The 23,146-nt window shown below is 54.0% G+C and carries 25 protein-coding genes and 1 riboswitch; of the genes, 22 read left to right on the top strand and 3 right to left on the bottom strand.

The annotated features are described in order from the left end of the window. Nucleotides 1–82 precede the first annotated feature (82 nt). From lysA to RB620_RS02350, 19 genes are all read left to right on the top strand, one after another. A complete protein-coding gene (gene lysA, locus RB620_RS02440; protein ID WP_308091914.1) occupies nt 83–1,414 on the top strand; it encodes a diaminopimelate decarboxylase in 1,332 nt (443 codons plus the stop codon). 53 nt (nt 1,415–1,467) lie between these two features. Continuing rightward, nucleotides 1,468–1,899: a peptidylprolyl isomerase gene (locus RB620_RS02435; protein WP_308091913.1), complete on the top strand. Its 432-nt coding sequence runs from the start codon at nt 1,468–1,470 to the stop codon at nt 1,897–1,899. Between the two features lie 31 nt (nt 1,900–1,930). Further along, nucleotides 1,931–2,124, top strand: a riboswitch (FMN riboswitch). 226 nt (nt 2,125–2,350) lie between these two features. Beyond that, nucleotides 2,351–3,457 carry a bifunctional diaminohydroxyphosphoribosylaminopyrimidine deaminase/5-amino-6-(5-phosphoribosylamino)uracil reductase RibD gene (ribD, locus tag RB620_RS02430; protein ID WP_308091912.1) on the top strand — a complete coding sequence of 369 codons (1,107 nt, stop codon included), beginning with the start codon at nt 2,351–2,353 and terminating at the stop codon, nt 3,455–3,457. A 17-nt stretch (nt 3,458–3,474) separates the two neighbouring features. Continuing rightward, nucleotides 3,475–4,140 carry a riboflavin synthase gene (locus RB620_RS02425; RefSeq protein ID WP_308091911.1) on the top strand — a complete coding sequence of 222 codons (666 nt, stop codon included), beginning with the start codon at nt 3,475–3,477 and terminating at the stop codon, nt 4,138–4,140. 29 nt (nt 4,141–4,169) lie between these two features. Further along, on the top strand, nt 4,170–5,432 hold the full coding sequence (locus tag RB620_RS02420) for a bifunctional 3,4-dihydroxy-2-butanone-4-phosphate synthase/GTP cyclohydrolase II (protein WP_308091910.1): 1,263 nt from the start codon (nt 4,170–4,172) through the stop codon (nt 5,430–5,432). A 48-nt stretch (nt 5,433–5,480) separates the two neighbouring features. Beyond that, nucleotides 5,481–5,951 carry a 6,7-dimethyl-8-ribityllumazine synthase gene (gene ribH, locus RB620_RS02415; protein WP_308091909.1) on the top strand — a complete coding sequence of 157 codons (471 nt, stop codon included), beginning with the start codon at nt 5,481–5,483 and terminating at the stop codon, nt 5,949–5,951. A gap of 30 nt (nt 5,952–5,981) precedes the next feature. Further along, nucleotides 5,982–6,764, top strand: coding sequence for a segregation and condensation protein A (locus RB620_RS02410; protein ID WP_308091908.1), 783 nt, complete (start codon nt 5,982–5,984; stop codon nt 6,762–6,764). Further along, the gene (scpB, locus tag RB620_RS02405) at nt 6,733–7,335 is read left to right on the top strand and encodes an SMC-Scp complex subunit ScpB (protein ID WP_308091907.1); all 603 of its coding nucleotides are present in this window, start codon (nt 6,733–6,735) and stop codon (nt 7,333–7,335) included. Before RB620_RS02410 ends, scpB begins: the two co-directional genes overlap by 32 nt. Before the next feature lie 64 nt (nt 7,336–7,399). Beyond that, a complete protein-coding gene (locus RB620_RS02400; protein WP_308091906.1) occupies nt 7,400–8,089 on the top strand; it encodes a DUF2953 domain-containing protein in 690 nt (229 codons plus the stop codon). Next, complete coding sequence (gene ytfJ / locus RB620_RS02395) at nt 8,062–8,565, top strand: GerW family sporulation protein (protein WP_308091905.1); 504 nt, start codon at nt 8,062–8,064, stop codon at nt 8,563–8,565. The genes RB620_RS02400 and ytfJ overlap by 28 nt, the downstream gene beginning before the upstream one ends. A gap of 155 nt (nt 8,566–8,720) precedes the next feature. Next, nucleotides 8,721–9,803, top strand: a complete 1,083-nt coding sequence (locus tag RB620_RS02390; RefSeq protein WP_308091904.1) for a D-alanyl-D-alanine carboxypeptidase family protein — start codon at nt 8,721–8,723, stop codon at nt 9,801–9,803. 86 nt (nt 9,804–9,889) lie between these two features. Next, nucleotides 9,890–10,561, top strand: a complete 672-nt coding sequence (locus tag RB620_RS02385; RefSeq protein ID WP_308091903.1) for a nucleoside recognition domain-containing protein — start codon at nt 9,890–9,892, stop codon at nt 10,559–10,561. 25 nt (nt 10,562–10,586) lie between these two features. Further along, on the top strand, nt 10,587–11,090 hold the full coding sequence (locus RB620_RS02380; protein ID WP_374121351.1) for a spore maturation protein: 504 nt from the start codon (nt 10,587–10,589) through the stop codon (nt 11,088–11,090). Nucleotides 11,091–11,145: 55 nt separating this feature from the next. Beyond that, nucleotides 11,146–11,889: a pseudouridine synthase gene (locus tag RB620_RS02375; protein ID WP_308091902.1), complete on the top strand. Its 744-nt coding sequence runs from the start codon at nt 11,146–11,148 to the stop codon at nt 11,887–11,889. Nucleotides 11,890–11,977: 88 nt separating this feature from the next. Further along, nucleotides 11,978–12,517, top strand: a complete 540-nt coding sequence (locus RB620_RS02370; protein WP_308091901.1) for a redoxin domain-containing protein — start codon at nt 11,978–11,980, stop codon at nt 12,515–12,517. A gap of 12 nt (nt 12,518–12,529) precedes the next feature. After that, entirely contained in the window at nt 12,530–14,203 is a 1,674-nt protein-coding gene (resB, locus tag RB620_RS02365; RefSeq protein ID WP_308091900.1) for a cytochrome c biogenesis protein ResB, read from the top strand. Further along, a complete protein-coding gene (ccsA, locus tag RB620_RS02360) occupies nt 14,200–15,459 on the top strand; it encodes a cytochrome c biogenesis protein CcsA (protein WP_308091899.1) in 1,260 nt (419 codons plus the stop codon). Before resB ends, ccsA begins: the two co-directional genes overlap by 4 nt. Nucleotides 15,460–15,476: 17 nt before the next feature. Further along, entirely contained in the window at nt 15,477–16,193 is a 717-nt protein-coding gene (locus RB620_RS02355) for a response regulator transcription factor (protein ID WP_308091898.1), read from the top strand. Further along, complete coding sequence (locus tag RB620_RS02350; protein ID WP_308091897.1) at nt 16,193–17,686, top strand: HAMP domain-containing sensor histidine kinase; 1,494 nt, start codon at nt 16,193–16,195, stop codon at nt 17,684–17,686. The genes RB620_RS02355 and RB620_RS02350 overlap by 1 nt, the downstream gene beginning before the upstream one ends. 82 nt (nt 17,687–17,768) lie before the next feature. On the opposite strand, the gene serA is transcribed toward RB620_RS02350, so the two are convergent. Both serA and RB620_RS02340 read right to left on the bottom strand, forming a co-directional pair. Then, nucleotides 17,769–19,361, bottom strand: a complete 1,593-nt coding sequence (serA, locus tag RB620_RS02345; RefSeq protein WP_308091896.1) for a phosphoglycerate dehydrogenase — start codon at nt 19,359–19,361, stop codon at nt 17,769–17,771. A 220-nt stretch (nt 19,362–19,581) separates the two neighbouring features. Continuing rightward, nucleotides 19,582–20,505, bottom strand: a complete 924-nt coding sequence (locus RB620_RS02340; protein ID WP_308091895.1) for a hypothetical protein — start codon at nt 20,503–20,505, stop codon at nt 19,582–19,584. A gap of 64 nt (nt 20,506–20,569) precedes the next feature. Between RB620_RS02340 and RB620_RS02335 the strand changes: the two genes are divergently transcribed. Continuing rightward, a complete protein-coding gene (locus RB620_RS02335; protein WP_308091894.1) occupies nt 20,570–21,163 on the top strand; it encodes a CPBP family intramembrane glutamic endopeptidase in 594 nt (197 codons plus the stop codon). Next, nucleotides 21,160–21,396: a hypothetical protein gene (locus RB620_RS02330; protein WP_308091893.1), complete on the top strand. Its 237-nt coding sequence runs from the start codon at nt 21,160–21,162 to the stop codon at nt 21,394–21,396. The genes RB620_RS02335 and RB620_RS02330 overlap by 4 nt, the downstream gene beginning before the upstream one ends. Here RB620_RS02330 and RB620_RS02325 read toward each other — a convergent pair. Beyond that, nucleotides 21,386–22,276: a polysaccharide deacetylase family protein gene (locus RB620_RS02325; RefSeq protein ID WP_308091892.1), complete on the bottom strand. Its 891-nt coding sequence runs from the start codon at nt 22,274–22,276 to the stop codon at nt 21,386–21,388. The two genes, RB620_RS02330 and RB620_RS02325, sit on opposite strands and share 11 nt — an antisense overlap. A gap of 162 nt (nt 22,277–22,438) precedes the next feature. On the opposite strand from RB620_RS02325, the gene RB620_RS02320 reads away from it, so the two are divergent. After that, complete coding sequence (locus tag RB620_RS02320) at nt 22,439–22,765, top strand: hypothetical protein (RefSeq protein ID WP_308091891.1); 327 nt, start codon at nt 22,439–22,441, stop codon at nt 22,763–22,765. The last annotated feature ends 381 nt before the right edge of the window (nt 22,766–23,146 follow it).

Raw genomic sequence — 23,146 nt, 5'->3', positions numbered from 1 at the left:
TTTGCGTTATACTGATGCCATAAGATGCAAATCGAATCCGTTCGCCCGTCATGGGCACGGAAGAAAGCCGAGGGGAAATTATATGTATCTGCATGGTACCAGTACAATTAATGCAAAAGGTCATCTCGAAATTGGCGGGCGTGACGTCGCCGATCTGGCGAAGGAATTCGGCACGCCGTTATATATCGTTGACGAGGCGCTTGTCCGTCAGCGCGCAAGGGAATACGTCGAGGCGTTCAAGGCTTCGGGACTGAAGTTCCAAGTCGCTTACGCGAGCAAGGCGTTCAGCGTGATGGCGATGTGCGCGATCGCCGAGCAGGAAGGTCTGTCGCTCGACGTCGTATCGGACGGCGAGCTGTACACGGCGCTTCAAGCGGGCTTCCCGGTAGAGCGCATCCACTTCCACGGCAACAACAAAACGCCAGACGAAATCAATATGGCGCTCGACGCGGGCATCGGCTGCTTCGTCGTGGACAACTTCCACGAGCTTGCTTTGCTGAACGCGCTGGCCGGCGACAAAGGCAAAAAAGTGAACATACTGCTCCGCATCACGCCGGGCGTCGAGGCTCATACGCATGATTATATCTCGACAGGCCAACAAGATTCCAAGTTCGGCTTCGACCTCGGCAACGGCGCCGCGAAACAAGCGATCGAAGAAGCGATCAAGCTTCCTCACCTGGAAGTGCTCGGCGTTCATTCGCATATCGGCTCCCAAATCTTCGAGGTCGAAGGTTTCCGCATGGCGGTGGACAAGGTAGCCGGGTTCGCGGTTGCGATTCGCGACGAGCTAGGCCTGACATTCAATGTCATTAACCTTGGCGGCGGCTTCGGCATCCGTTACGTGGAAGGCGACACGCCGCTTCCGATTCGCGAATACGTAGGTGCGATTACGGACGCCATCAAATCCAACTTCTCCGCCGCGGGCTTCCCTCTGCCGGAAATTTGGGTCGAGCCGGGCCGCAGCATGGTCGGCGACGCGGGTACGACGCTGTACACGATCGGGACAAGCAAACATATTCCGGGCGTGCGCAAGTACATTGCGGTCGACGGCGGCATGACCGACAATCCTCGTCCGGCGCTCTACCAGTCCCGTTACGAAGCGATTCTGGCGAATCGCGCGAACGAAGCGGCGGAAGAGACGGTTTCCGTAGCGGGCAAATGCTGCGAGAGCGGCGATATGCTCATCTGGGATCTCGAATTGCCGAAGGCGGAGAGCGGCGACCTGCTGGCCGTATTCTGCACGGGCGCTTACAACTACGCGATGGCGAGCAACTACAACCGGATTCGCCGTCCGGCGGTCGTATTCGTGAAGGACGGCGAAGCGGATCTTGCCGTTAAGCGTGAATCGCTCGACGATATCGTATGCAATGACGTCATTCCGGCAAGACTGCAGAAATCCCCCCTTGCGAAATAAGGACGGAATTGGTAACGTAGTTTTATCCGGATAAAAGAAAGGTAGATGCAAACATGGCTAAACAAGCAAAAATTACACTGGCAGGCGGCGGAGAAGTCCATCTGGACCTGTTCGACCAAGATGCTCCCAATACGGTTGCGAACTTCGAGAAACTCGTAAACGAAGGATTCTATAACGGTCTTACGTTCCATCGCGTTATTCCCGGTTTCGTAGCGCAAGGCGGATGCCCGGTCGGGAACGGCACTGGCGGCCCAGGCTACAAAATCAATTGCGAAATCAACCCGAACAAACACGAGCGCGGCACGCTTGCGATGGCGCATGCGGGACGCAATACGGGCGGCAGCCAGTTCTATATCTGCTACCAGCCGCAGCCGCATCTTGACGGCGGTCATACGGTATTCGGCAAGGTGACCAAAGGCATGGAGCATGTCGACGCGCTTAAGGGCGGAGACAAAATGGAAAAGGTTGAAGTTTCGACGGTTTAGTGCTAAGATAGTCACTAACAAATAGTAATCAGCTTTCCTTCGGGGCAGGGTGAAATTCCCAACCGGCGGTGATCGGAAGCAGAAGAGGAACGTGCCGTTAATCGGCTGTGTTCCTTGCTTTCCGTTAGTCCGTGACCCGGGCTGGACTCTCTATCGAGAGACCGGAACGGTGGACCTGGTGCGAATCCGGGACCGACAGTATAGTCTGGATGGGAGAAGGAGAAGCTTCGGCAGCCGCTGTCTATTCGCGTCTGCTCCTTTGTGTAACATTTCACAAGGGAGTCGGTTTGTTTGTCAGCGCAGCTATAAGGATGCGGGAATCGTTCGTTTCTTCTTCAGCATGTTTAAATCATGCCGAACGAAACGCCTACCGTAGCCTTGTTTCGTCGTAGTCTCTCACATCTCTCATCCCCCTGTCGGCAAGCATGCCGGAAAGGGGGATTTTTTATTTATGCAAGACATGCTGAACGACGAATATTACATGAGGCTGGCGCTCGACTTGGCCGTGAAGGCTTCCGGCCAGACCGATATCAATCCCGTCGTCGGCTGCGTAGTCGTGAAGGGCGGACGCATCGTGGGGCTTGGCGCACATCTGCGCCGGGGCGAAGGCCATGCCGAGGTGCATGCGCTGCGAATGGCAGGAGACGAAGCGGAAGGCTCGACCGTCTATGTAACGCTTGAGCCCTGCAGTCATTATGGCAAGACGCCGCCGTGCTGTGACCGGATTATCGCGTCCAAGGCGGCACGCGTCGTCGTCGCGGCGACCGATCCGAATCCGCAGGTAGCCGGAAGAGGCATCGCTAGGCTAAGGGAAAGCGGCATTCACGTGGATGTCGGTTTGCTCGAAGAAGAGTCGCTGCTCATGAACGAGAAGTTTAATGCTTTTATTACGACCGGGATGCCATTCGTGACGCTAAAGACGGCGAGTACGCTGGATGGACGCGTGGCGAGCAGAACTGGCCATAGCCAGTGGGTTACGGGAGCCGTTGCCAGAGAGCAAGTCCACCTGCTCAGGCATCAGCACCAAGGCATTATGGTCGGAATCGGCACGGTCTTGGCGGATGATCCGCTGCTTACGACCCGGACGGCGGTGACCGGTCTTCACCCGGTACGTATTGTCGTCGATTCCAAGCTGGCGATTCCGCTTGACGCGCGAGTTGTGGTGGATTCGACCGCGAAAACGATCGTGCTGACGACCGAAGGCGCGAACCGCGAGAAGCAAAGTCAGCTGGAAGCAGCCGGCGTGGAAGTCATACCCTGCGGAGCTGGGCATGTAGTCGATTTGAAAGAGGGAATGAAGCAGCTGGCAAAACGAGAGATCAGCTCCGTGCTGCTGGAAGGCGGCGGCAAGCTGAACGGCGCCATGCTGGAAGCAGAATTGATCCACAAAATCATTTTGTATATGGCGCCGAAGATTATCGGAGGCGGCGACGAAGCTCCTCAAAGCTTTAGCTTCCCAGGGCGAGAGCACATGAGCGACGCGATCGTGCTTGATCGGATGCGGGTCGAGATGGCCGGGACCGATATTCGGATTACGGGTTATCCCGTGTATAGGTAAGGGAGGGGAGGAGCTTTATGTTTACCGGACTAGTAGAGGAAGTCGGTCGCATGAGAAGCATATCCCGCCAGGGAGAAGCGATGAAATTGACTATCGGCGCAGAAGTCGTGACGCGGGGCGTTGCCCTTGGCGACAGCATATCCGTGAACGGCGTATGTTTGACGGTGACGTCTTACGATGCCGCATCGTTCACGGCCGATGTCATGCCGGAGACTTACCGCAAGTCGTCGCTGCATTTGCTGAAGCCCGGCGACTCGGTCAATCTCGAACGCGCTATGCAGGCCGGGGCCAGATTCGGCGGTCATATCGTGCAGGGACATGTGGACGGAACGGGCAAGGTCATCGCCCGTTATGTCGATGCGAACGCGATCGTTTTCCGGATCGAGCCCGACACGCAAGAGCAGCTTCGATACATCATTCCGAAGGGCTCGATTACGATCGACGGGATCAGCTTGACGGTCGTGGAAGCGTCCAACGATCATTTTACAGTATCTATTATTCCGCATACGCTGGCAGGAACGGCGCTCCGGCTACGGCAGCCGGGCGACACCGTCAATCTGGAGAGCGATATTATCGGCAAGTACGTCGATCATCTGCTGCATTTCCGCAGCGGGACCCAACCTGCCGAAAAACCGCAATCCAAGCTGACGGCCGACTATTTGACCCAGCATGGATTTATGTAACGGCCTTATTCGAAGAAGGAGGGAAACCGATGAATAGAGAGAACGATTTATTCGATACGATCGAGGATGCCATAGTGGACTTGAAGCAAGGACGTCCGGTCATCGTCGTGGACGACGAGGATCGGGAGAATGAAGGGGATTTGATCGCGCTGGCCGACAGAGCCACGCCGGAAGTCATTAACTTCATGATTACGGAGGCGCGAGGGCTTGTATGCGTGCCGATTACTAAAGAACGCGCGGAGGAGCTTGATCTTCCGCCGATGGTCGCCCATAATACGGATTATCACGGAACGGCGTTTACCGTCTCCATTGACCATATTTCGACAACGACCGGCATTTCGGCGTACGAACGTTCATTGTCCGTTAAAGCCTTGATCGACCCGAACGCCCAAGCGACGGATTTCCGCAGGCCGGGCCATATTTTCCCGCTGATCGCGAAGGCAGGCGGCGTGCTTCGCCGCGCGGGTCACACGGAAGCCGCCATCGATCTGGCCGCGCTTAGCGGAGCGAGCCCGGCAGCGGTCATTTGCGAAATCATCAAAGAAGACGGGACGATGGCGCGCCTGCCCGATCTGGAAGAGTTCAAACGGAAGCATGGCCTTAAGCTCATTACGATCCAAGAGCTGATCCGCTACCGGAACGAAAAGGATAAGCTGGTCGATCGGGTCGTCGACGTTCGCATGCCGACGGATTTCGGCGAATTCCGCGCCATTGCCTACACGAACCAAGTGGATGACAAAGAACATGTCGCGCTCGTGAAAGGGGACATCAAGCCGGGCGAGCCGCTGCTCGTACGGGTCCATTCGGAATGCTTGACCGGCGACGTATTCCATTCCCATCGCTGCGATTGCGGTCCTCAGCTGGAAGCGGCCCTGAGACAAATCGACGAAGCCGGAAGCGGCGTGCTGCTTTATATGAGGCAAGAGGGCAGAGGGATCGGGCTTATTAATAAATTAAAAGCCTATGCCCTGCAAGAGCAGGGATTCGACACGGTCGAAGCGAATATTAAGCTAGGTTTTGCTCCGGATCTGCGCGAATATGGTATTGGCGCACAAATTTTGAAAGATTTAGGCATCGCGAAGATGAGGCTGTTGACCAACAATCCCCGCAAGATCAGAGGCCTTGAAGGATACGGCATCGAGGTTGTCGAGCGTGTGCCTATTCAGATGGAAGCGAACGAAAGCAACCGCAATTACCTGCGGACGAAGAAGACGAAGCTAGGCCATCTGTTGCGCTCGGAAGGTTTGGAGCAGCATGCCGCGCAGGTGGCGGAAGCCACGCCCGAGCAATAATCTGAGAATCGATCATAATAATGTGATACAGAGAGGGAGTATTATATAATGGCAAAGGTATACGAAGGACATTTAGTCTCTACAGGTTTGAAATACGGAGTCGTCGTCGGACGGTTTAACGAGTTTATTTCCGGCAAGCTGCTGGGCGGAGCGCTCGACGCGTTCAAACGACATGGCGCAAACGACGACGACGTGGAGGTCGCTTGGGTTCCCGGCGCGTTCGAAATTCCGCTGATCGCCCAGAAGATGGCCGAAAGCGGCAAGTACGACGCGGTCATTACATTAGGAGCGGTCATTCGCGGGTCTACGCCTCACTTCGACTACGTCTGCAACGAAGCGGCCAAAGGCGTGGCGTCCATCGCTTTGAAAACCGGCGTGCCGACGATCTTCGGCGTACTTACGGTCGATTCGATCGAGCAAGCGATCGAGCGCGCGGGCACCAAAGCCGGCAACAAAGGGTACGAAGCGGCGGTTAGCGCCGTCGAAATGGCGAATTTGACAAGACAGCTGCAAGGATAACAACGCTGGACGACGCGGGAGGTCACGGAAGTGTCTGTGCTTTACAAGCTTGAATCGTTCGAAGGGCCGCTGGATCTGCTTCTCCATCTCATCGACAAATCGGAAATCGATATCCATGAAATTTCGATAAGCGAGATTACGGTTCAATACATGGAATATCTGGACGCCATGAAGGAGCTGGAGCTCGAGGTAACGAGCGAATTTCTGGTCATGGCGGCGACGCTGCTTGCCATCAAAAGCAAGCAGCTTCTGCCGAAACCGCCTGTGTTCGAGGACGAATTCGAAGATTGGTACGACGACGATGGCATCGATTCGAGGGATGAATTGATCCAGAAGCTGATCGAATACCGGAAGTTCAAGCAAATTGCGGAGCAGCTGCGCGAGAAGGAGTTCGAACGCAGCCTAGTGTTTTCCCGCGAACCGGAAGACATGACTCCGTTCCTGTCCGAGGTGAAGGTGAACCCGCTCGAAGGTCTACACGTCTCCGATCTTGTCGCTGCGTTCCAGAAGGCGCTTCGCAAAGCCGCGAGGCGCAACGTGATCGCGACCGTGCAGCGGGACGAAATTTCCGTCAAGGATCGGATCCGCGACATTGTGGACGTGCTGAAGCAATTCGAAACGGTGCGGTTCTCCAAGCTGATCAGGGAAAATATGGACAAACACGAAATCGTCGTTACCTTCCTGGCGATTCTGGAGCTCATGAAGATGAAGCATATCCGCTGCTTCCAGCATGGACTCTTCGACGACATTGTCATTCATTGGAAAGGAGAAGCAAGCGGCGATGGAATTTCAGAAATTGAAGTCGATTATTGAAGGTTTATTGTTTATGGCAGGAGACGAGGGTTTAACGAAACGTCAGCTTGCCGATATTATGGAGCTTGACGCGGACTTCGCTGCGGATCTTGTCTACGATTTGCAGAGAGATCTCGAGCGCGAGGAACGCGGCGTGCAAATTACGGAGGTCGCTTCGGCTTACCGGATGACGACTCATCAGGAGCATGCGCCTTACTTCGAGCGGATGGCTTACACGCCTACCCGTTCCCAGCTGTCGCAAGCGGCTCTGGAGACGTTATCCATCGTTGCGTACCGCCAGCCGATTACCCGGATCGACATCGAGGAAATCCGCGGCGTGAAGAGCGATCGCGCTATTCAGTCGCTCGTCTCGAAGGATTTGATCGAAGAAGTGGGAAGGGCGGAAGCGATCGGACGTCCGATTCTATACGGAACAACGAAATCATTTCTCGATTATTTCGGATTGCCATCGATTCGCGAGCTGCCCGAGCCGAAACACGTCGATATCGAAGACGCGCTGGACGAACAGACCCAGATGCTCTTCGAGCGACTGGACGGGCGTCAGATGACGATCGAGGAATTAAAAGATTAAAGAATGAAGATTCGCCGCTGGGCAATACTATTTTCAGCCTATATTTGGGAACGGAGGTTGCGTCATGCTTTCTCACCCGTATGGCTTAATAGTAGCCGGCGGTTTTTTTTTGGTGATGCTGTTTATCGCGGCATGCACTTCTCAGGTCGTTATTAACGGATATATCAAGCGGATCGGAAGCGACGACGATGCGGAAATCCGAATCAAGGCGCTGTTCGGCTTGATTAAGTTCCAGTACAAAATGCCAATCGCCCGAATAGACGGGTTATCGATTAAAGTGCAGGAAGAAGTGAGCTCGAAAAACGCGGGAATCAATACATGGAAGGAATATAACGACGAAATCGATCCGGAGCGGGTCGTCAGCATGTTAGATAAATTCAAACAAGTGCTTCATCTTACAAGGGATTTGACCGGCTGGATGAAAAAGACGTTAACCAAAGTCCGGCTCGTCGAATGGAACTGGTCTACCTCCGTGGGCACGGGAGATGCCATGTGGACGGCTATGGCAACGGGAATGGTATGGTCGGTACAATCATCCGTGTTAGGCGTGTTGTCGCAGATTGTTCATTTGAAGGCGGAGCCGGACATGAAAGTGAATCCAGTATTCGAGCGTCCCGTGTTCGCGACCGAATGGTCGTGCATAGCTCAAATCCGGTTCGGTTATGCTATCCTTGCCGGACTGCAGTTACTGCTCCGCATGAAGAAAACGAAAGGAGGCGTCAAAGCATGGCAGAACATCCTATCCAAGGCCTAATGCAAACCGCAATGGAAAATATCAAGGAAATGGTTGACGTCAATACGATTGTAGGGGACCCGGTTCAGACGCCGGACGGCAGCATCATCATGCCGATATCCAAGGTTGGCTTCGGCTTCGTTGCCGGAGGCAGCGACATCCGTCTAGACACTGCCGACCAACAGCACCACAACGGAGGCGGAAACGGCAAAGACGCGCACAACGCCCAAGTGGCGATGCCGTTCGGCGGCGGCAGCGGCGGCGGCGTATCGATTACGCCGATCGCGTTTCTCGTTGTCGGCACGCATGGTGTAAAGATCGTTCCGCTCGACAATCAGACCCACCTGATGGAACGGATTATCGATTCCGCGCCCGGCGTATTCGATAAAATTCAGACGATGATGAAGAAAAACAGCTCCTCGTCGACCGTGGATTTTATGGAATCGCCCGCCACGATTTTAGATGACGTGAAAGACACGACGACCTATCAAGGCTGATGATAAATGATCGGCGAACGACTGCCCGAAAGGGCAGTTTTTCTATTTTTAACGCGATGTGGCTCGTCTACCCGGGCGGGTACAAGCATATACTATGCCGAGGAAGGATCAATTCCGGCATCTTAGCGACCGCAACGAGAGGAGTCAATACGAACATGATACGTAATCTACGGAGGTCATTGCGATACGCTGCCGTCATTATCGCAATTGCGCTCATCGGAATCGCGGCTGCTCCGGCTGGTACGGCGAACGCGGCTCCGGTTATCGGAACGAATGCGAGGGCGGCTGCTCTCATCGACGTTACCTCTGGACGGCTGTTGTATAGCAGCAATGGAGATACCCCGATGCGCATAGCAAGCTTGACGAAAATTATGACCGCGATCGTCGCGATCGAAAACGGCAATTTAAGTGATGTCGTGAAAACGCCGAAGCGGGCAGTCGGCAGGGAAGGGTCGTCGATTTATTTGCAGCTTGGAGAAGAGATGACCTTGCACAATATGCTGTACGGGCTCATGCTTCGCTCGGGCAACGACGCGGCAACCGCTATCGCGGAACATGTCGGCGGCTCGGAAGCGGGCTTCGTCCATCTCATGAACGATAAAGCGGCTTTCATCGGGCTTGCGAATAGTTCGTTTCGAAATCCGCATGGACTTGACGAGGATGATCATTACTCATCGGCTAACGACTTGGCCAAGCTATCCGCATACGCGCTCAAAAACGAGGCATTCGCGGAGATCGTCCGCACGAAAATGAAGCAGGTGCCGAATCCACATGACGGTTGGAATTACGCTTGGAAAAACAAAAACAAAATGCTGACGATGTATGAGGGTGCCGACGGCGTGAAAACCGGTTATACGAAAAAATCGTTCAGATGCCTCGTCAGCTCCGCTACTCGGGGCGGTCAGCAGCTGGCCGCGGTTACGATCAACGACGGCGACGATTGGGCGGATCATCGCAATTTGCTCGATTGGGGTTTTCGCCATTATCCGTTGCAAACAATCGCGGAGCAGGGCGAAATGATCGCAGGGTATCCGTACGCGTTAGGCCGGGATTTCCGTTATCCGCTCGAAGAGAGCGAGCAAGGGATCATTCATACGAAGCTGACTTTGGTCGATCCGTCGAGCACGGATTACGCGCTTGGCGAACGAGGAACTTTGGCATTCCAGATCGACGGGAATACCGTTGGCAGCGTACCGATATACGAACCGGAAAGTGTCCGTATGAAACTGCTGCGATAACCGAGAGCAAACATGACTAGAACGGTTGACCGGCCGGGAGACGGATCATGCCGAACATAATGCGAAGGCTAGGGGAGGCCGAACGTATGGTGAATTGGATTTGGTTGTTTTTTATTGTGGCGAGCGTCGCCGTTGCTGCATTCAATGGCAGGATGGACGAGGTGACGGGCGCTGCGTTCGAAGGCGCGAAGTCGGGCGTGACCATCAGCTTCGGCTTGATCAGCATCATGGTTTTCTGGCTAGGCATGATGCGGATCGCGGAGGATGCGGGTTTGCTGAAGAAGCTTGCCCGCATGCTCGGGCCGATCGTTCGATGGCTGTTCCCGGATGTGCCGAAGGATCATCCGGCGATGGGGTATATCATGAGCAACTTAAGCGCGAACATATTTGGGCTCGGCAATGCGGCAACGCCGATGGGAATCAAGGCAATGCAAGAGCTGCAGAAACTGAACCCCGATAAGGAAACCGCTACGCCCGCCATGTGTACGCTACTCGCGCTCAATACGTCAAGCATTACGCTTGTGCCAACAACGCTGATCGCGATCCGAATGAATTACGGCTCGGCGAATCCGGCGGAGATCATTGGCACTACGCTGCTTGCGACGGCGATTGCAACCGCTGCCGCCATTGCCGCGGACCGATGGTACCGAAGCCGGTCATCCTCCCCGCCTGCGAATCCTGCGATACATAAGAAACCTATAAGCAGTAGTCCACCCAATACCTCGTCCGGAGGAATCGGGGGTGGCGATCTTGTATGAGTTGTTCTCCAAGCTGTCGATTTGGATGATTCCGGCCATTATCGTGTTCATTCCGCTTTATGCCGCGCTGCGAAGGCGCGTCCCGGTCTACGAAACATTCGTCGAAGGAGCCAAGGACGGCTTCGGAACCGCAATCGCCATCATCCCGCATTTAGTCGGCATGATGGTGGCGATTAGCATGTTCCGTGCCTCGGGCGCCATGGAAATCATGCTTTCGGCCGTTCGGCCGCTGTTCGATTGGGCGGGCATTCCTAGCGAGGTGCTTCCGCTCGGGGTCCTCCGGCCTTTGACAGGCGCGGGTTCTTTGGCATTCACGGCCGACTTGATCGCAACGCATGGACCGGATTCCATGATCGGCAGAATCGCTTCCACGATACAAGGCAGCACGGATACGACCCTGTATGTGCTTACCGTCTACTTCGGCGCGGTAGCCGTACGCCGTTCCAAATACGCGCTGAAGGTCGGATTGTTCTCCGACGCGGTAGGTTTTTTTGCTGCGATTCTCATCTGCCTTTATCTATTCGGCTGAACTTAGCTTGTACTTTACTCTTGTAATCGTTATGATGGAGAGTGAGGTGAAAGCATTGGAACGTTTACAGAAAATTTTGGCCCAAGCCGGCATCGCTTCACGGCGCAAATGCGAGGAGCTTATTCTCTCCGGCGCGGTAGAGGTGAATGGGGAGAAGGTAACGACGCTAGGCGTGAAAGCCGATCCGGCCGTGGATACGATCGCCGTGAACGGAAAGCCGATCAAAGGCGAGAAAAAGCTTTATTTGATGATGAACAAGTTGAAGGGCGTCATTACGAGCGCCAAGGATCCGCAAGGACGCAAGACGGTAACCGATTTCCTGCCGGGCATCAAGGAGCGAGTCTATCCGGTCGGCCGGCTGGATTACGATACAGAAGGATTGCTGCTGCTTACCAACGACGGTGAATTCGCGAACCTGCTTACGCATCCTAAACATCATGTGCCGAAGACGTATCACGCGACAGTGAAGGGAGTTCCCCACGGCTCGGCGCTGGAGCAGCTGCAGAAAGGCATTAAGCTTGAGGACGGCATGACAGCTCCCGCGGAAGTGGAATATCATGACGTGGATACGGAGAAGAACGAAGCGACCATTACGATCACAATTTACGAGGGGCGCAACCGGCAAGTCAGGCGAATGTTCGAAGCGATCAACCATAAGGTCATCCGATTGAAACGGGTGAGATTCGGCGAGCTGACCCTGCAGACGCTTGCTCGCGGAAAGTATCGCCACTTGACTCCGAAAGAGGTCGAAGAGCTTAGAGCGGCGGCGCTTAAGACACATAAAGTTCATAAAAAGTGATCGGCGGCGGCAGTTATTGCCGTCGACTTTTCGTTATAATGAGTGTAGTCCTAGACTTTCGAACTAGTAACTGGCGGTGATATACATAATGGCAACCTCAAACAAATCGCGCAAAGCGATGCAAATCATGATCTTGATTGCCGTTCTTGTTGTAGGCGGCTATGCGATCGGGACGACCCTGTTCGCGGAGAGAGGCAGCGGAATTATCAAACCCGGGGACGAGCCTCCTGCGTTCACGCTCGCGAATTTGGAAGGCGGCGTCACTTCGTTGTCGGATTATGCCGGCAAGCCGATCGTCATCAACTTCTGGGGTACGTTCTGCGAGCCATGCGTCAAGGAAATGCCCGAATTCGAGAGGCAATACGTGAAGTGGCAGGAGAAGGGCCTTACGATTCTGGCAATTAATCTGAGCGAAGATACGCTCACGGTTAATAATTTCGTGAAGCGCTTTAATTTGACATATCCGATCCTGAGGGACGAAGCCCGCAAGACGGAACGCAGCTACGCGCTGCGCCAATACCCCACGACTTTCTTCGTCAAAGCGGATGGGACGCTCATGGAGGCCGTGGTCGGCGGAATGACCGAAGAAGATATCGACAAGCGAATCGAGCGCTTGCTGCAACTGTAGGAGGTCATCTTAGTGTTAGTACCCGAGAATACCAAATGCGAATGCGGACACCAGAACGCGGTGGGAACGGTGCTGTGCGAGTCCTGCGGCAAACCGCTTTTGCCGGATATCCAGCAATCCGACGAACCGCTCGAGATGCGCTACGACGGCGTCGCGCGCCGCTCGCAGAAGAGCAATCAGTCGTATATCGACCGGATTTGGAGCTTTTTCTCTTCGGTCAAGATTGCCATTTATTTAATTATATTCACCTTCCTGACGGCCATGCTCGGCACGATCTACCCGCAGGAAGGCACGTTCATCAACAACTTTGATCCGTCTACCTATTATCAAGAGACGTACGGGACGTTGGGACATCTCTATTACTTGCTTGGCCTGTCCCACACGTATGAGAGCTGGTGGTTCATCGGCTTGCTCGTCATGATCGGAACATCGCTCGTCATTTGCAGCCTGGACCGCGTCCTTCCGTTGTACCGGGCGCTTAAGAAGCAGCAAATTCGCAAGCATCATCAATTTCTGCTTCGCCAGAAGGCGGTATACAAAGGATCGCTGGAAGGTGACGCGGTGAACTGGGTTCAGCAGTTCGGGGCCGCTTTGAAGAAAAAAGGCTACAAGATCCACAAGGACGAATCCGGCACCGCCCTGCTCGCGGAGAAAAACCGGTTCAGCCGATGGGGACCTTATATCAATCACATCGGTCTCATCTTGTTCCTCCTGGCGATTCTGGCCAGAAGCATCCCGGGCTGGCAAATGGACAGCTACGTGACGATTCCCGACGGGGATACGGTTCAGATCAAGGACACGAACTACTACGTGAAGAACGAGAAGTTCACCGTCGAGTTCTATACGGATGATGAGCTGCCCGACAAGCTGCAGGGAAAAGCCCGGGCGAAGATGTACGAAACCAAAGCCGTGATGTACGAATGCGTATCCGATTGCGGGGATCCGCTGAAGGAGCCCGTGCTCGAAGAAGTGAAGCGGCATAACATCATCGTGAACTCGCCGCTCGAGTTCGACGGGATCAAGCTGTACCAGTTCGACTTTAACCTGACGCCAAGGCTGAACGCCGTTCATCCGGTGCTGGAGGACAAGTCGACCGGCGAGATCTACGGCCCGTTCGACTTGCCGATGAAAGACGCCGAGCTTCATCACGAGCTTGGGCCGTTCACGCTCGATATGTACGCGAACTATATGGAATTCGCGCTCAATAGCGAAGGGAAGCCGACGACATTGTCCAGGGATCCTAACGCACCCGCGTTTGTGTTCACGGTCAAAGGCCCCGGTTTGAAGCCCGAAGGCGAACCTTATATTTATTTCCCGATGCAAAAGGATAAGGTTCGATTCGCCCAAGATACGATTAACCGGGAACTCGCTGACAAAATCGAGATTCGCGTGGACGGAATGGAAAACGTCGATTTCTCCGAAGCGACGACGGTCCTGAATGTACGAGTGGACAGGGCATTGCCGTATCTCTGGGTTGGCGCGGTGTTCTCCATGATCGGTCTCATTATGGGATCCTATTGGCAGCATCGCAGAATATGGCTTCGCGTGGACGATGGCGAGCTTGCGCTCGGAGCCCATACGAACAAAAACTGGTTCGGCATGCGCTCGGACGTCGCGTACGCGCTGAAGAAGACAGGGATTGCGGCAGATCCCAAGTCGCTAGATAACGGAGGGAATAACGCGTGAGTTTATTGGATTTCAGCAGTGATGCTTTTATTGCAGCCTTTTTCTTGTATTGTTTCGCCTTCATGTTTTACGTGATCGCCATCGCGGGCAAAAAGTGGAGCAACCGTGATCCGATCGCGCACGAAAAAAAATGGGGGCGTATCGCGTTTTTCGTATCCAGCGCGGGCCTCGCGGCCCACTTGGCGTTTTTCTTCACGCGCTGGATCGGCAGCGGGCAAATTCCAACTAGCAACATGTATGAATTCATGTCGTTTTTGGCCATGGCGATCATGATTGCCTATACGATCGTATATGCCATATACCGCAAACCGTTACTCGGAATGTTCGCGCTTCCGCTTACGGTCATCATCGTCGCTTATGCATCGGTATTCCCGCAGGAAGTGCAGCCGCTTATTCCCGCGCTGAACTCCATCTGGCTAAAGGTGCATGTGACGACGGCGGCGCTTGGCGAAGCTTTCTTCGCGGTAGGTTTTGCGGCCGGTCTGATGTATTTGCTTCGCGTCATCGATTTCAGCGACAAGTCTAAAGCCGGGCGCAAAGCGCAGTTCTGGGTCGAGTTTACGCTTTATTCCATCATCGTTATCATTGGATTCATCGTAGCGGTGTTCGCGTTCCGCGGGGCTGGCTACGAAGCCGTATTCACGCAAGAAAAAGTGATAATCGACAGCAAAGGCGCGCAGCAGTCCGTGACCGAGACAGTGAACTACTCGCTTCCTCCGATCGTGCAGCCATACAATAGCGAGAAAGTGTCGATGCAGCCATTCCTCGGAATGGAAGAGTCGCTCTTCGAAGCGCCGTCCTGGATGAACGGCATTAATGCAGGCCGCAAGCTGAACACGGTCATTTGGTCCATCATTGCCGGCACGCTGATCTACGGGTTGTTGCGGCTCGCGTTCCGCAAGCCGCTCGGCGCCGTCATCCATCCGGTCATGGAAGGCGTAGATCCCGACGATCTCGACGAGATCAGCTACCGCGCCATCGCGATCGGCTTCCCGATCTTCACGCTCGGCGCGTTAATCTTCGCCATGATTTGGGCGGAGATTGCTTGGGGCAGATTTTGGGGTTGGGATCCGAAAGAAGTCTGGGCGCTCATTACTTGGTTATTTTATAGTGCTTACTTGCACTTCCGGTTATCGCGAGGTTGGCAAGGGCTGCGTTCGTCGTGGCTCGCGGTTATCGGATTCGTAATCGTCTTGTTCACGCTGATCGGGGTTAACTTGATTATTGCGGGCTTGCATTCGTATTCCGGCGTTTAAGAAAGGAGCTGTACCCGATGTCCGATTACGGCAACCGAATTTTAGTGGTGGATGACGAAGAAAGAATTCGCAGGCTTCTGAAGATGTACCTGGAGAAGGAAGGGTATTCGATCGATGAAGCGGAAGACGGGGAGACGGCGCTGCGCCTCGCTTCGAATACCGATTACGCGCTTATTCTGCTTGATGTGATGCTGCCGGGGATCGATGGAGTGGAAGTATGCTCCCGTCTCCGGCAGATCAAAGCGACGCCGGTTATCATGCTGACCGCGAAGGGCGAGGAGATGAACCGGGTTCAAGGCTTCGAGGTCGGAGCCGACGATTACGTCGTGAAGCCGTTCAGTCCTCGCGAGGTCATCTACCGGGTGAAGGCGATTCTGCGACGTTCCTCGGCAACGGCATTTTTGACGAAGGAGCTGAATACGAGCAACAACATCGTATTCCCGAATCTCGTCATCGAACATGACGCGCATCGCGTAACGGCCGGCGGGCAAGAAGTCAGCTTGACGCCCAAGGAGTACGAGCTGCTCCATTATTTGGCTGTTTCGCCCGATAAGGTGTTCTCGCGCGAGGAGCTGCTCAAGGATGTTTGGAACTATGAGTTCTTTGGCGACCTGCGCACGGTCGATACGCATGTGAAGCGGCTGCGCGAGAAGCTGAACAAGGTTTCGCCGGATGCCGCTGCGATGATTACGACCGTATGGGGCGTCGGGTATAAGCTTGAGGTTCCCAAATAATGAGGCTGTGGCGTCGACTGGCCCCGTTGTTATGGCATAGCGTCGTAGGGAAGTTATGGGCGACCATCATGCTGCTCGTGGCGGTCGTTCTGCTTATCCTCGGCGTTTTTCTGCTTCAATACATCGACATTTGGTTCGATAAAGACGCGCACGACATTAAAGTGCTGTTCATCATAACGGCGATTATCGGTTTTTTATTGTCGACGTTTTTTGCTTTTTTCTTATCGTCAAAAATCCAACAGCCGCTGCTTCAGCTGAAACATGCCGCGGATTCCGTCTCGCAAGGCGATTATGGCACGAGGGTCAATATTCAATCCTCCGATGAAATCGGGCAGCTGGCGAATACGTTTAACCATATGACCGAACAGCTTGACAAGCTGATTCGCGACTTGAACCATGAGAAGAACCACTTGACGAGCATTCTGCGAAGCATGGGCGATTCCGTTATCACGTTCGATGCGGAAGGAAATGTCATACTGACGAATCCGAGCGGCCATCTGCTCTTAAGCCAATGGTCGGGTCTCGACCTTGGCTGGGATGACGACGGCAGTCCGGAGCCCGTTCCTTCGAGAGGTGTTCCTGCACCGCTGCGTCATCTCTTTCACGAAGTGGTGAAGGAAGGACGCGATGCCACGGACAATATCCACGTCCACAGCTCCGTTTGGTCAGTCGTGATGGCGCCGCTGCAATCCAGCGGCATCGTGCGCGGTGCGGTTGCGGTTATCCGCAACGTGACGGAAGAGCATAAGCTCGATAAGCTTCGCCGGGATTTCGTCGCGAATATATCGCATGAGATTCGTACCCCGCTCTCCATGCTTCAAGGCTATAGCGAAGCTCTGCTCGACGATATTGTCGTGGAGCCCGAGGAGCGCAAGGAATTGGTGCAAGTCATCTATGACGAATCGCTTCGAATGGGCAGGCTTGTCAACGACTTCCTGGATATTGCGAGGATGGAAGCAGGCTATGTCGATATGAATTACCAGGAAATCGATTTGCGCCATATTCTCCGGAGAGTGCATCGCAAGTTTCTCGTCTATGCCAAGGAGCGCGAAGTAGCGCTTCATGCCGAAATGACGGATGAGCCGCTTGTCATCAAGCAAGGGGATGAGGATCGCTTGGAGCAGGTGCTTACAAACCTGCTCGACAACGCGCTGCGGCATACGCCAGCAGGGAAGTCGATTACGATATCCGGGGAACATCAGAGCGTGAACGGCAAGGCGTTCATTGGGCTGAAGATCAAAGATGAAGGGCAAGGCATCCCGCAAGAGGATGTTCCGTACATTTTCGAACGGTTCTATAAGGCCGACAAGGCGAGGAAGAGGGGATCCTCCGGAGGGACGGGGCTTGGGCTTGCGATCGTAAAGAATCTGATCGATCTTCACCATGGCCAGATCGTCGTCGACAGTTTCACGGGAGCGGGAACGACCTTTATGCTTCTGCTTCCTGTCGAACAACATGACGGTTCTCCCGCAATCCGCCAAACTACGCAATAAAACAACAAAACGCTCCCGCGAGGGAGCGCTTTTTTTGTTGAAGGGAACCGATTAATCTTGTTGTTCGTGGAACAACGCGACATTATGGCAAAATAATTTCTTTGGCCGTGTTAAGTTCCGGCATGTTCGTCAATTGAACCAATACGTCCTTCGGCGTGCCTTTGTCTACGCGGAGAACCATGATAGCGGATCCGCCGACGAGCTGACGTCCTACCTGCATCGTCGCGATGTTCACGTCGTTATTGCCGAGAAGCGTGCCTACGCGGCCGATAATGCCCGGTTTGTCGTTATGCGAGATCAGAATCAGATTGCCTTCCGGCGTTACGTCGACCGGGTATTTGTCGATTTGGACAATGCGAGGGCCGTAGCCGGTTAGCAGCGTGCCCGCTACGACATGCTCTTCTTTCTTCGTGCGAAGCGCAACAGTCACCAGGTTCGTAAAATCTTTCGCCGTATGCGATTTCTGTACAACGATGTTCACGTCGCGTTGCTTCGCCAGATGCATGGAGTTAACGACATTGACATTCTCGGCGCCCAGATGGTGGGCAAGCACTCCGCGCACGATATAACGGGTCAATGGTTGCGTGTCGAGCTCCGCCAATTCGCCGGAATAGCTGACCGCGATTTCTTGAACGCCGCCTTCCGTCGATTGCGCGATGAAGCTGCCGAGCTTCTCGCCAAGCTCGAAGTAAGGCTGCAATTTGCTTTGAAGGTTAGCTGGGATCGGAGGCATGTTCACGGCGTTCATGAACGGCTCGTCTCTCAAAATATGAAGGACCTGCTCGGACACGTCGATGGCGACATTCTCTTGCGCTTCGACTGTGGACGCGCCAAGGTGAGGCGTTACGATAATTTTCGGGTGTTTCAGGAACGGATGATCTTCTGTCGGAGGCTCGACCTCGAATACGTCGAAGGCAGCTCCCGCAACGATGCCTGCGTCGATGGCGTCTACAAGAGCGATCTCGTCGATGATGCCGCCGCGCGCGCAGTTTACGATGCGCATGCCGGGTTTCATAACGGCGAACTGCGCTTTGCCGATCATATGGCGAGTCTCGGCCGTAAGCGGTGTATGGACCGTCATGAAGTCCGCTTGGCGTACGATCTCATCTACGCTGGCGAGCTTGATGCCAAGTTTCTCCGCACGTTCTTCCGTCATGAACGGGTCATAACCCATAATGTCCATGCCGAACGCTTTGGCGCGCTTCGCGACTTCGCTGCCGATCCGGCCCATGCCGAGAACGCCAAGCGTCTTACTGCGCAGCTCGACGCCGAGGAACGACTTGCGGTCCCATGTGCCGTTAACGGTTTTCATGTAGGCTTGCGGAATGTGGCGGGCAACGGCCATCATCATGGCGAAAGTATGCTCGCATGTCGTAATCGTGTTGCCGTCCGGCGCATTGATGACGATGATGCCGCGTTGCGTAGCGGCTTCCAGGTCAATATTGTCGACGCCTACGCCCGCGCGGCCGACGACCTTCAGTTTCTTGCCGGCTTCCATAACTTTTGCCGTGACGCGCGTTTGGCTTCTTACGAGCAAAGCATCGTAATCGCCGATGATTGCCGATAATTCGTCTTCACTTAAACCAGGATTCTTGTCGACGATGACGTCTTGCGCCTCGACAAGCTGTTGGATACCCAAATCGCTGATGGGATCGGATACGAGCACTTTGTACATGTGAAACAGGCCTCCTAGAATTTGCGAAGCAAGAGGCTCCGCAGTTTTATGAACAGAAAAACCCTCTTCCCGCTTCGTTGCGTCAGCGAGTCGAGAGTTCAATCTACGAACGAATTAGACTTTACTATTTTATAGCATTACAGTGGACAAAATCAATCCTCAAACTTGCTCATTTACGAAAATTTCGATATGATTCAAGCAAAGTCCGCGGCATTCGACATTATTGGTCGGCAGGCAGGAAGAACGGCAGCTGCGGCATCAGCTCGGATTGGTAGAATCGGTTCAAGCTGCCGAGGAAGTCTCCGCTGCGCACGGCATCCGTGTTCAGCAATAGGTCGATAACGGCAGAAGCCGTCTGCAGCTTCATCTTGGCGGCTTGTCCCGAAGCGATAAAGTCGTCAACTCTTGCCGTCAAGTCTTGCGGATAGAACGGCTTTAGCACGTTATATTCTTTCAAATATTGAACGACGATTCCATTCTTGACCGTAAGCGGCATCGAGGACCAATTCTTCAGGCCAAGTACCTTGGGAACGGATAACTCGCCGGGAATATCGGGATCGATCGTCGCCGCCCATAACTGCATGGCCGCGTAGTAGTGTGCCTGTGCGTCCAGCGTTTCCTTGACCGCGCCGAGGTAATTTTTATCTTCTTTGATCGCCGCTTGGAGTTTGTCGGCGGTTAATTTTTTCGCTTTGTCGGCGCCGGCGTCAGCGACCTTGGCGAATAATTTGAGACTGCGGATATATGCGACTTGAGCGTCGCCGAGACGAGCCGACTTGCCCATGTCGTAGGAGCTGGCTTCCTCGGAATTGCGAAGAGCGAGCTTGGACAGGTTGCTCATCACGTCGCCGAAATCGCCGCTTTGGCCCTGAGACAGCTTGTCCATCGCGATAAGCCATTCGTTCTGAAATTCACGGTATGGCGAAAATACGGTATGATAAAAAGAAACCAAATCTTGTTGTTGGTACGGACTGCCGTCCGTCTTCGTAGCAGCGGCTTCTTCCTGGCGCTTCGCCTCGTAGCCGGCTTCGACCTTGTCCATGCCGATCTGCACGCCGTAAAAAAACGCGCCGACCGCGCATACAAGCATGAATACAAATCCTACGCTAAATAACATTGCCGAGTTCGTTAATCGTTTCTCCATGATAAATCTCCTTCTATGTATGTAAGTAAGTACAAACGATATGAATTGGACAGGCGGGTTATGAATGAAAAAATTCGATATTCGGAACATCAAGGTGCGCAAGGTCAATGTTGACGAAATCGATGACCGTATGCTACTTATTAACTTGTATGCCACACAAGCGCTTACTCTTATTATCGGAATCATATGGCTTTTATTTCAGCGCCAAAATGTATTAAACATCTTCGCGTTGCAGGGCGGATGGGATCCGCTCTGGTGGGGGCTTGGATTTGCCGCTGCGGTCATCGCGGTAGACCTGCTCATCTCGCGCTGGGTGCCGGAGGACGCTGCGGACGACGGTGGCGTCAACGAGCGGATCTTCAGAACCCGTGCCGTCTGGCATATCGCGGTTATCTCGCTTGTCGTCGCGATCTGCGAGGAGCTGTTGTTTCGCGGCGCGATCCAGCACGCGATCGGGCCTTACTGGACCAGCATCGTGTTCGCCACGATCCATGTGCGGTATCTTCGGCACTGGATCCCAACCGGCCTTGTATTCTCGATCAGCTATGGCCTTGGATGGGTCTACGAACAAAGCGGTACGTTATGGGCGCCGATCATCGCGCATTTTGCCATCGATTTCGTCATGGGCCTAATCATTCGCTTCAGGAGGGAATCATGACCAGGAAAGAAAGACATAGCCGGTCTTCCGGCGCAAGGAAAAGGAGTCTCGGCGGCAATGCCGGCAACGAACCCCGCAGCGGGGACGACAACGGCGCGAAGCTGCCTCCGCGCCGCAAGAAGTTTCCTTCCAGCATTCATAACGTCTACAAATGGTATTACAATTTATTGTTCATTCTGTTCCTCGGCCTTGTCGCGTTCCTGTTCTGGTATGGGAACAAGTTCAGTTCGTAACTCGGTTCGCGAGCTCGATCGAGCCCGGATCGATGAACGTATAGCCTTCTTTCTCAAGCTTGCTCAGCAGCTCGTCAAGCGCATCCGCGGTCCATTGCAGCTCATGCATAAGAATATTGGCGCCGGGATGCAATTGATCAAGCACGTTCCGGATCACGACATCCGGCTTATCCTTCGCGGATTTGTCCCAATCGAGAGAACCGTTCGACCACGTCATGTACAGCATGCCGTGGTTTTTTGCCGTTTGCCTGACGACTTCGCTGCCCGAGCCGTACGGCGGCCGGAAGAACCTGGGAATGACGCCGGTTAGACGTTCCACGTCTTCCTGCACTTTGGCCAGCTGCTCTTCGACTACGGCGTCAGTTTCCTTCTTGAGGTCGATGTGGTCGTACGAGTGATTGCCGATCGTCTGTCCTCGTGCATGAATCTCCTTCAGCAGCTCCGGATTTTGTTTCACCCGGTACCCGTTTACGAAAAATATCGCTTTGGCGCCATGCCGGTCGAGCGTGTCCAGCAAGCTGGCAAGCACACCCTCATCCTTGGGACCGTCGTCAAACGTAAGAAGAACGGCTTTGTCCGTCGCCTTGTCGCTGATCGGCTCGAACCGGAATGTTTTGGCGTTCATTCGATATTTAGGCGCATTCACGCCGCTTTCGCCGGGCTTGGATGCAGCGGAAGGCATTGGAGTTGCCGTTGCATCGGACGATGGGATTGCCGGGTTCGGCGACGGCTGCTGCGTTTCTTTCGCGATTGTCGTGGATGTCGTTATTTGCGGTTCCGCGGACGCAGGCAATGATTCGCTGCCCGAGCCGCAGCCCGTCAATTGAATCGAGAGAAGCAGGACAAACGCCAATTGCCATGTTTTTTGAGGTTTTTTCATCCTATTTCCCTCCGTATCATCATTCGCGTTTATTCGACAACATTGTATCACAATTCGAACGGACCGGAAGATCACATTTCCTTTATTTATATCGAATGAGGGAATGCGGCCGCGGTCACACTAAGATTGAAATCACGAGCATGAAAGAGGTGTCCTGCCTTTATGAGAATAAGCGGATTATTGTTTGGCGGACTGCTTGGGGCAGCCGCAACGTTATATGTGTCGCGCAAGAAACCCGGCGCGGTAGTGTGGGCATCCCATGCGATGTCCGATGTTTGTGCATCCGTTGCCGGCAAGGCGTTTTCGATGATGAGAGGCGGCTCGCAGTGGAAGGCGGAGGCGATGAAATCAGCCCCAAAGTCATCAGACGATACCGCCGCAGTCTCCGCCGCCGCATGGGAGCGCATTGAATCGTTTATCCAAAGCGATCCTTCGGTTAAACGGGAAGTAGACAAAATCAAAGCGGAATCGTCGGCAATCACTCATTGAGCATGCGGTGCGTGCACGGAGTCGGAACAGCCGTTCCCTAGGGGACGATAGGCTGAGCCGGCTCTTTTTTTCGTCCATTATTAGTGCAAACGACTTGCAGACATGATAAAGTAAAGGCATAGCTTTAAGTTCATGTTCAAAAAGCCCGGTTTTCAGCACCGAGAAGCTTGAAAGAAGCTAGGGACTGAGGAGCGGAGCGTAGTGGGAGCTACGCGAGCACCGGAAGTCCCGGCTGAATTCAAGATTCGATGACGAAAATGCATCTAGATATACTTCGTGATCAAAAGCGGGCTTTTTGAACAACCTCTTATGAGTCCATTTTATTCACCCTTGACAAATTGATTCATAAGCTATTACGACAGACGTTGCAGAGGAGGATCC

The sequence above is a fragment of the Paenibacillus sp. LHD-117 genome, assembly GCF_030929555.1.
GTDB lineage: Bacteria > Bacillota > Bacilli > Paenibacillales > Paenibacillaceae > Pristimantibacillus.
Note: the sequence above shows the minus strand (reverse complement) of the source record. Positions and strands in the feature narration are given on the sequence as shown.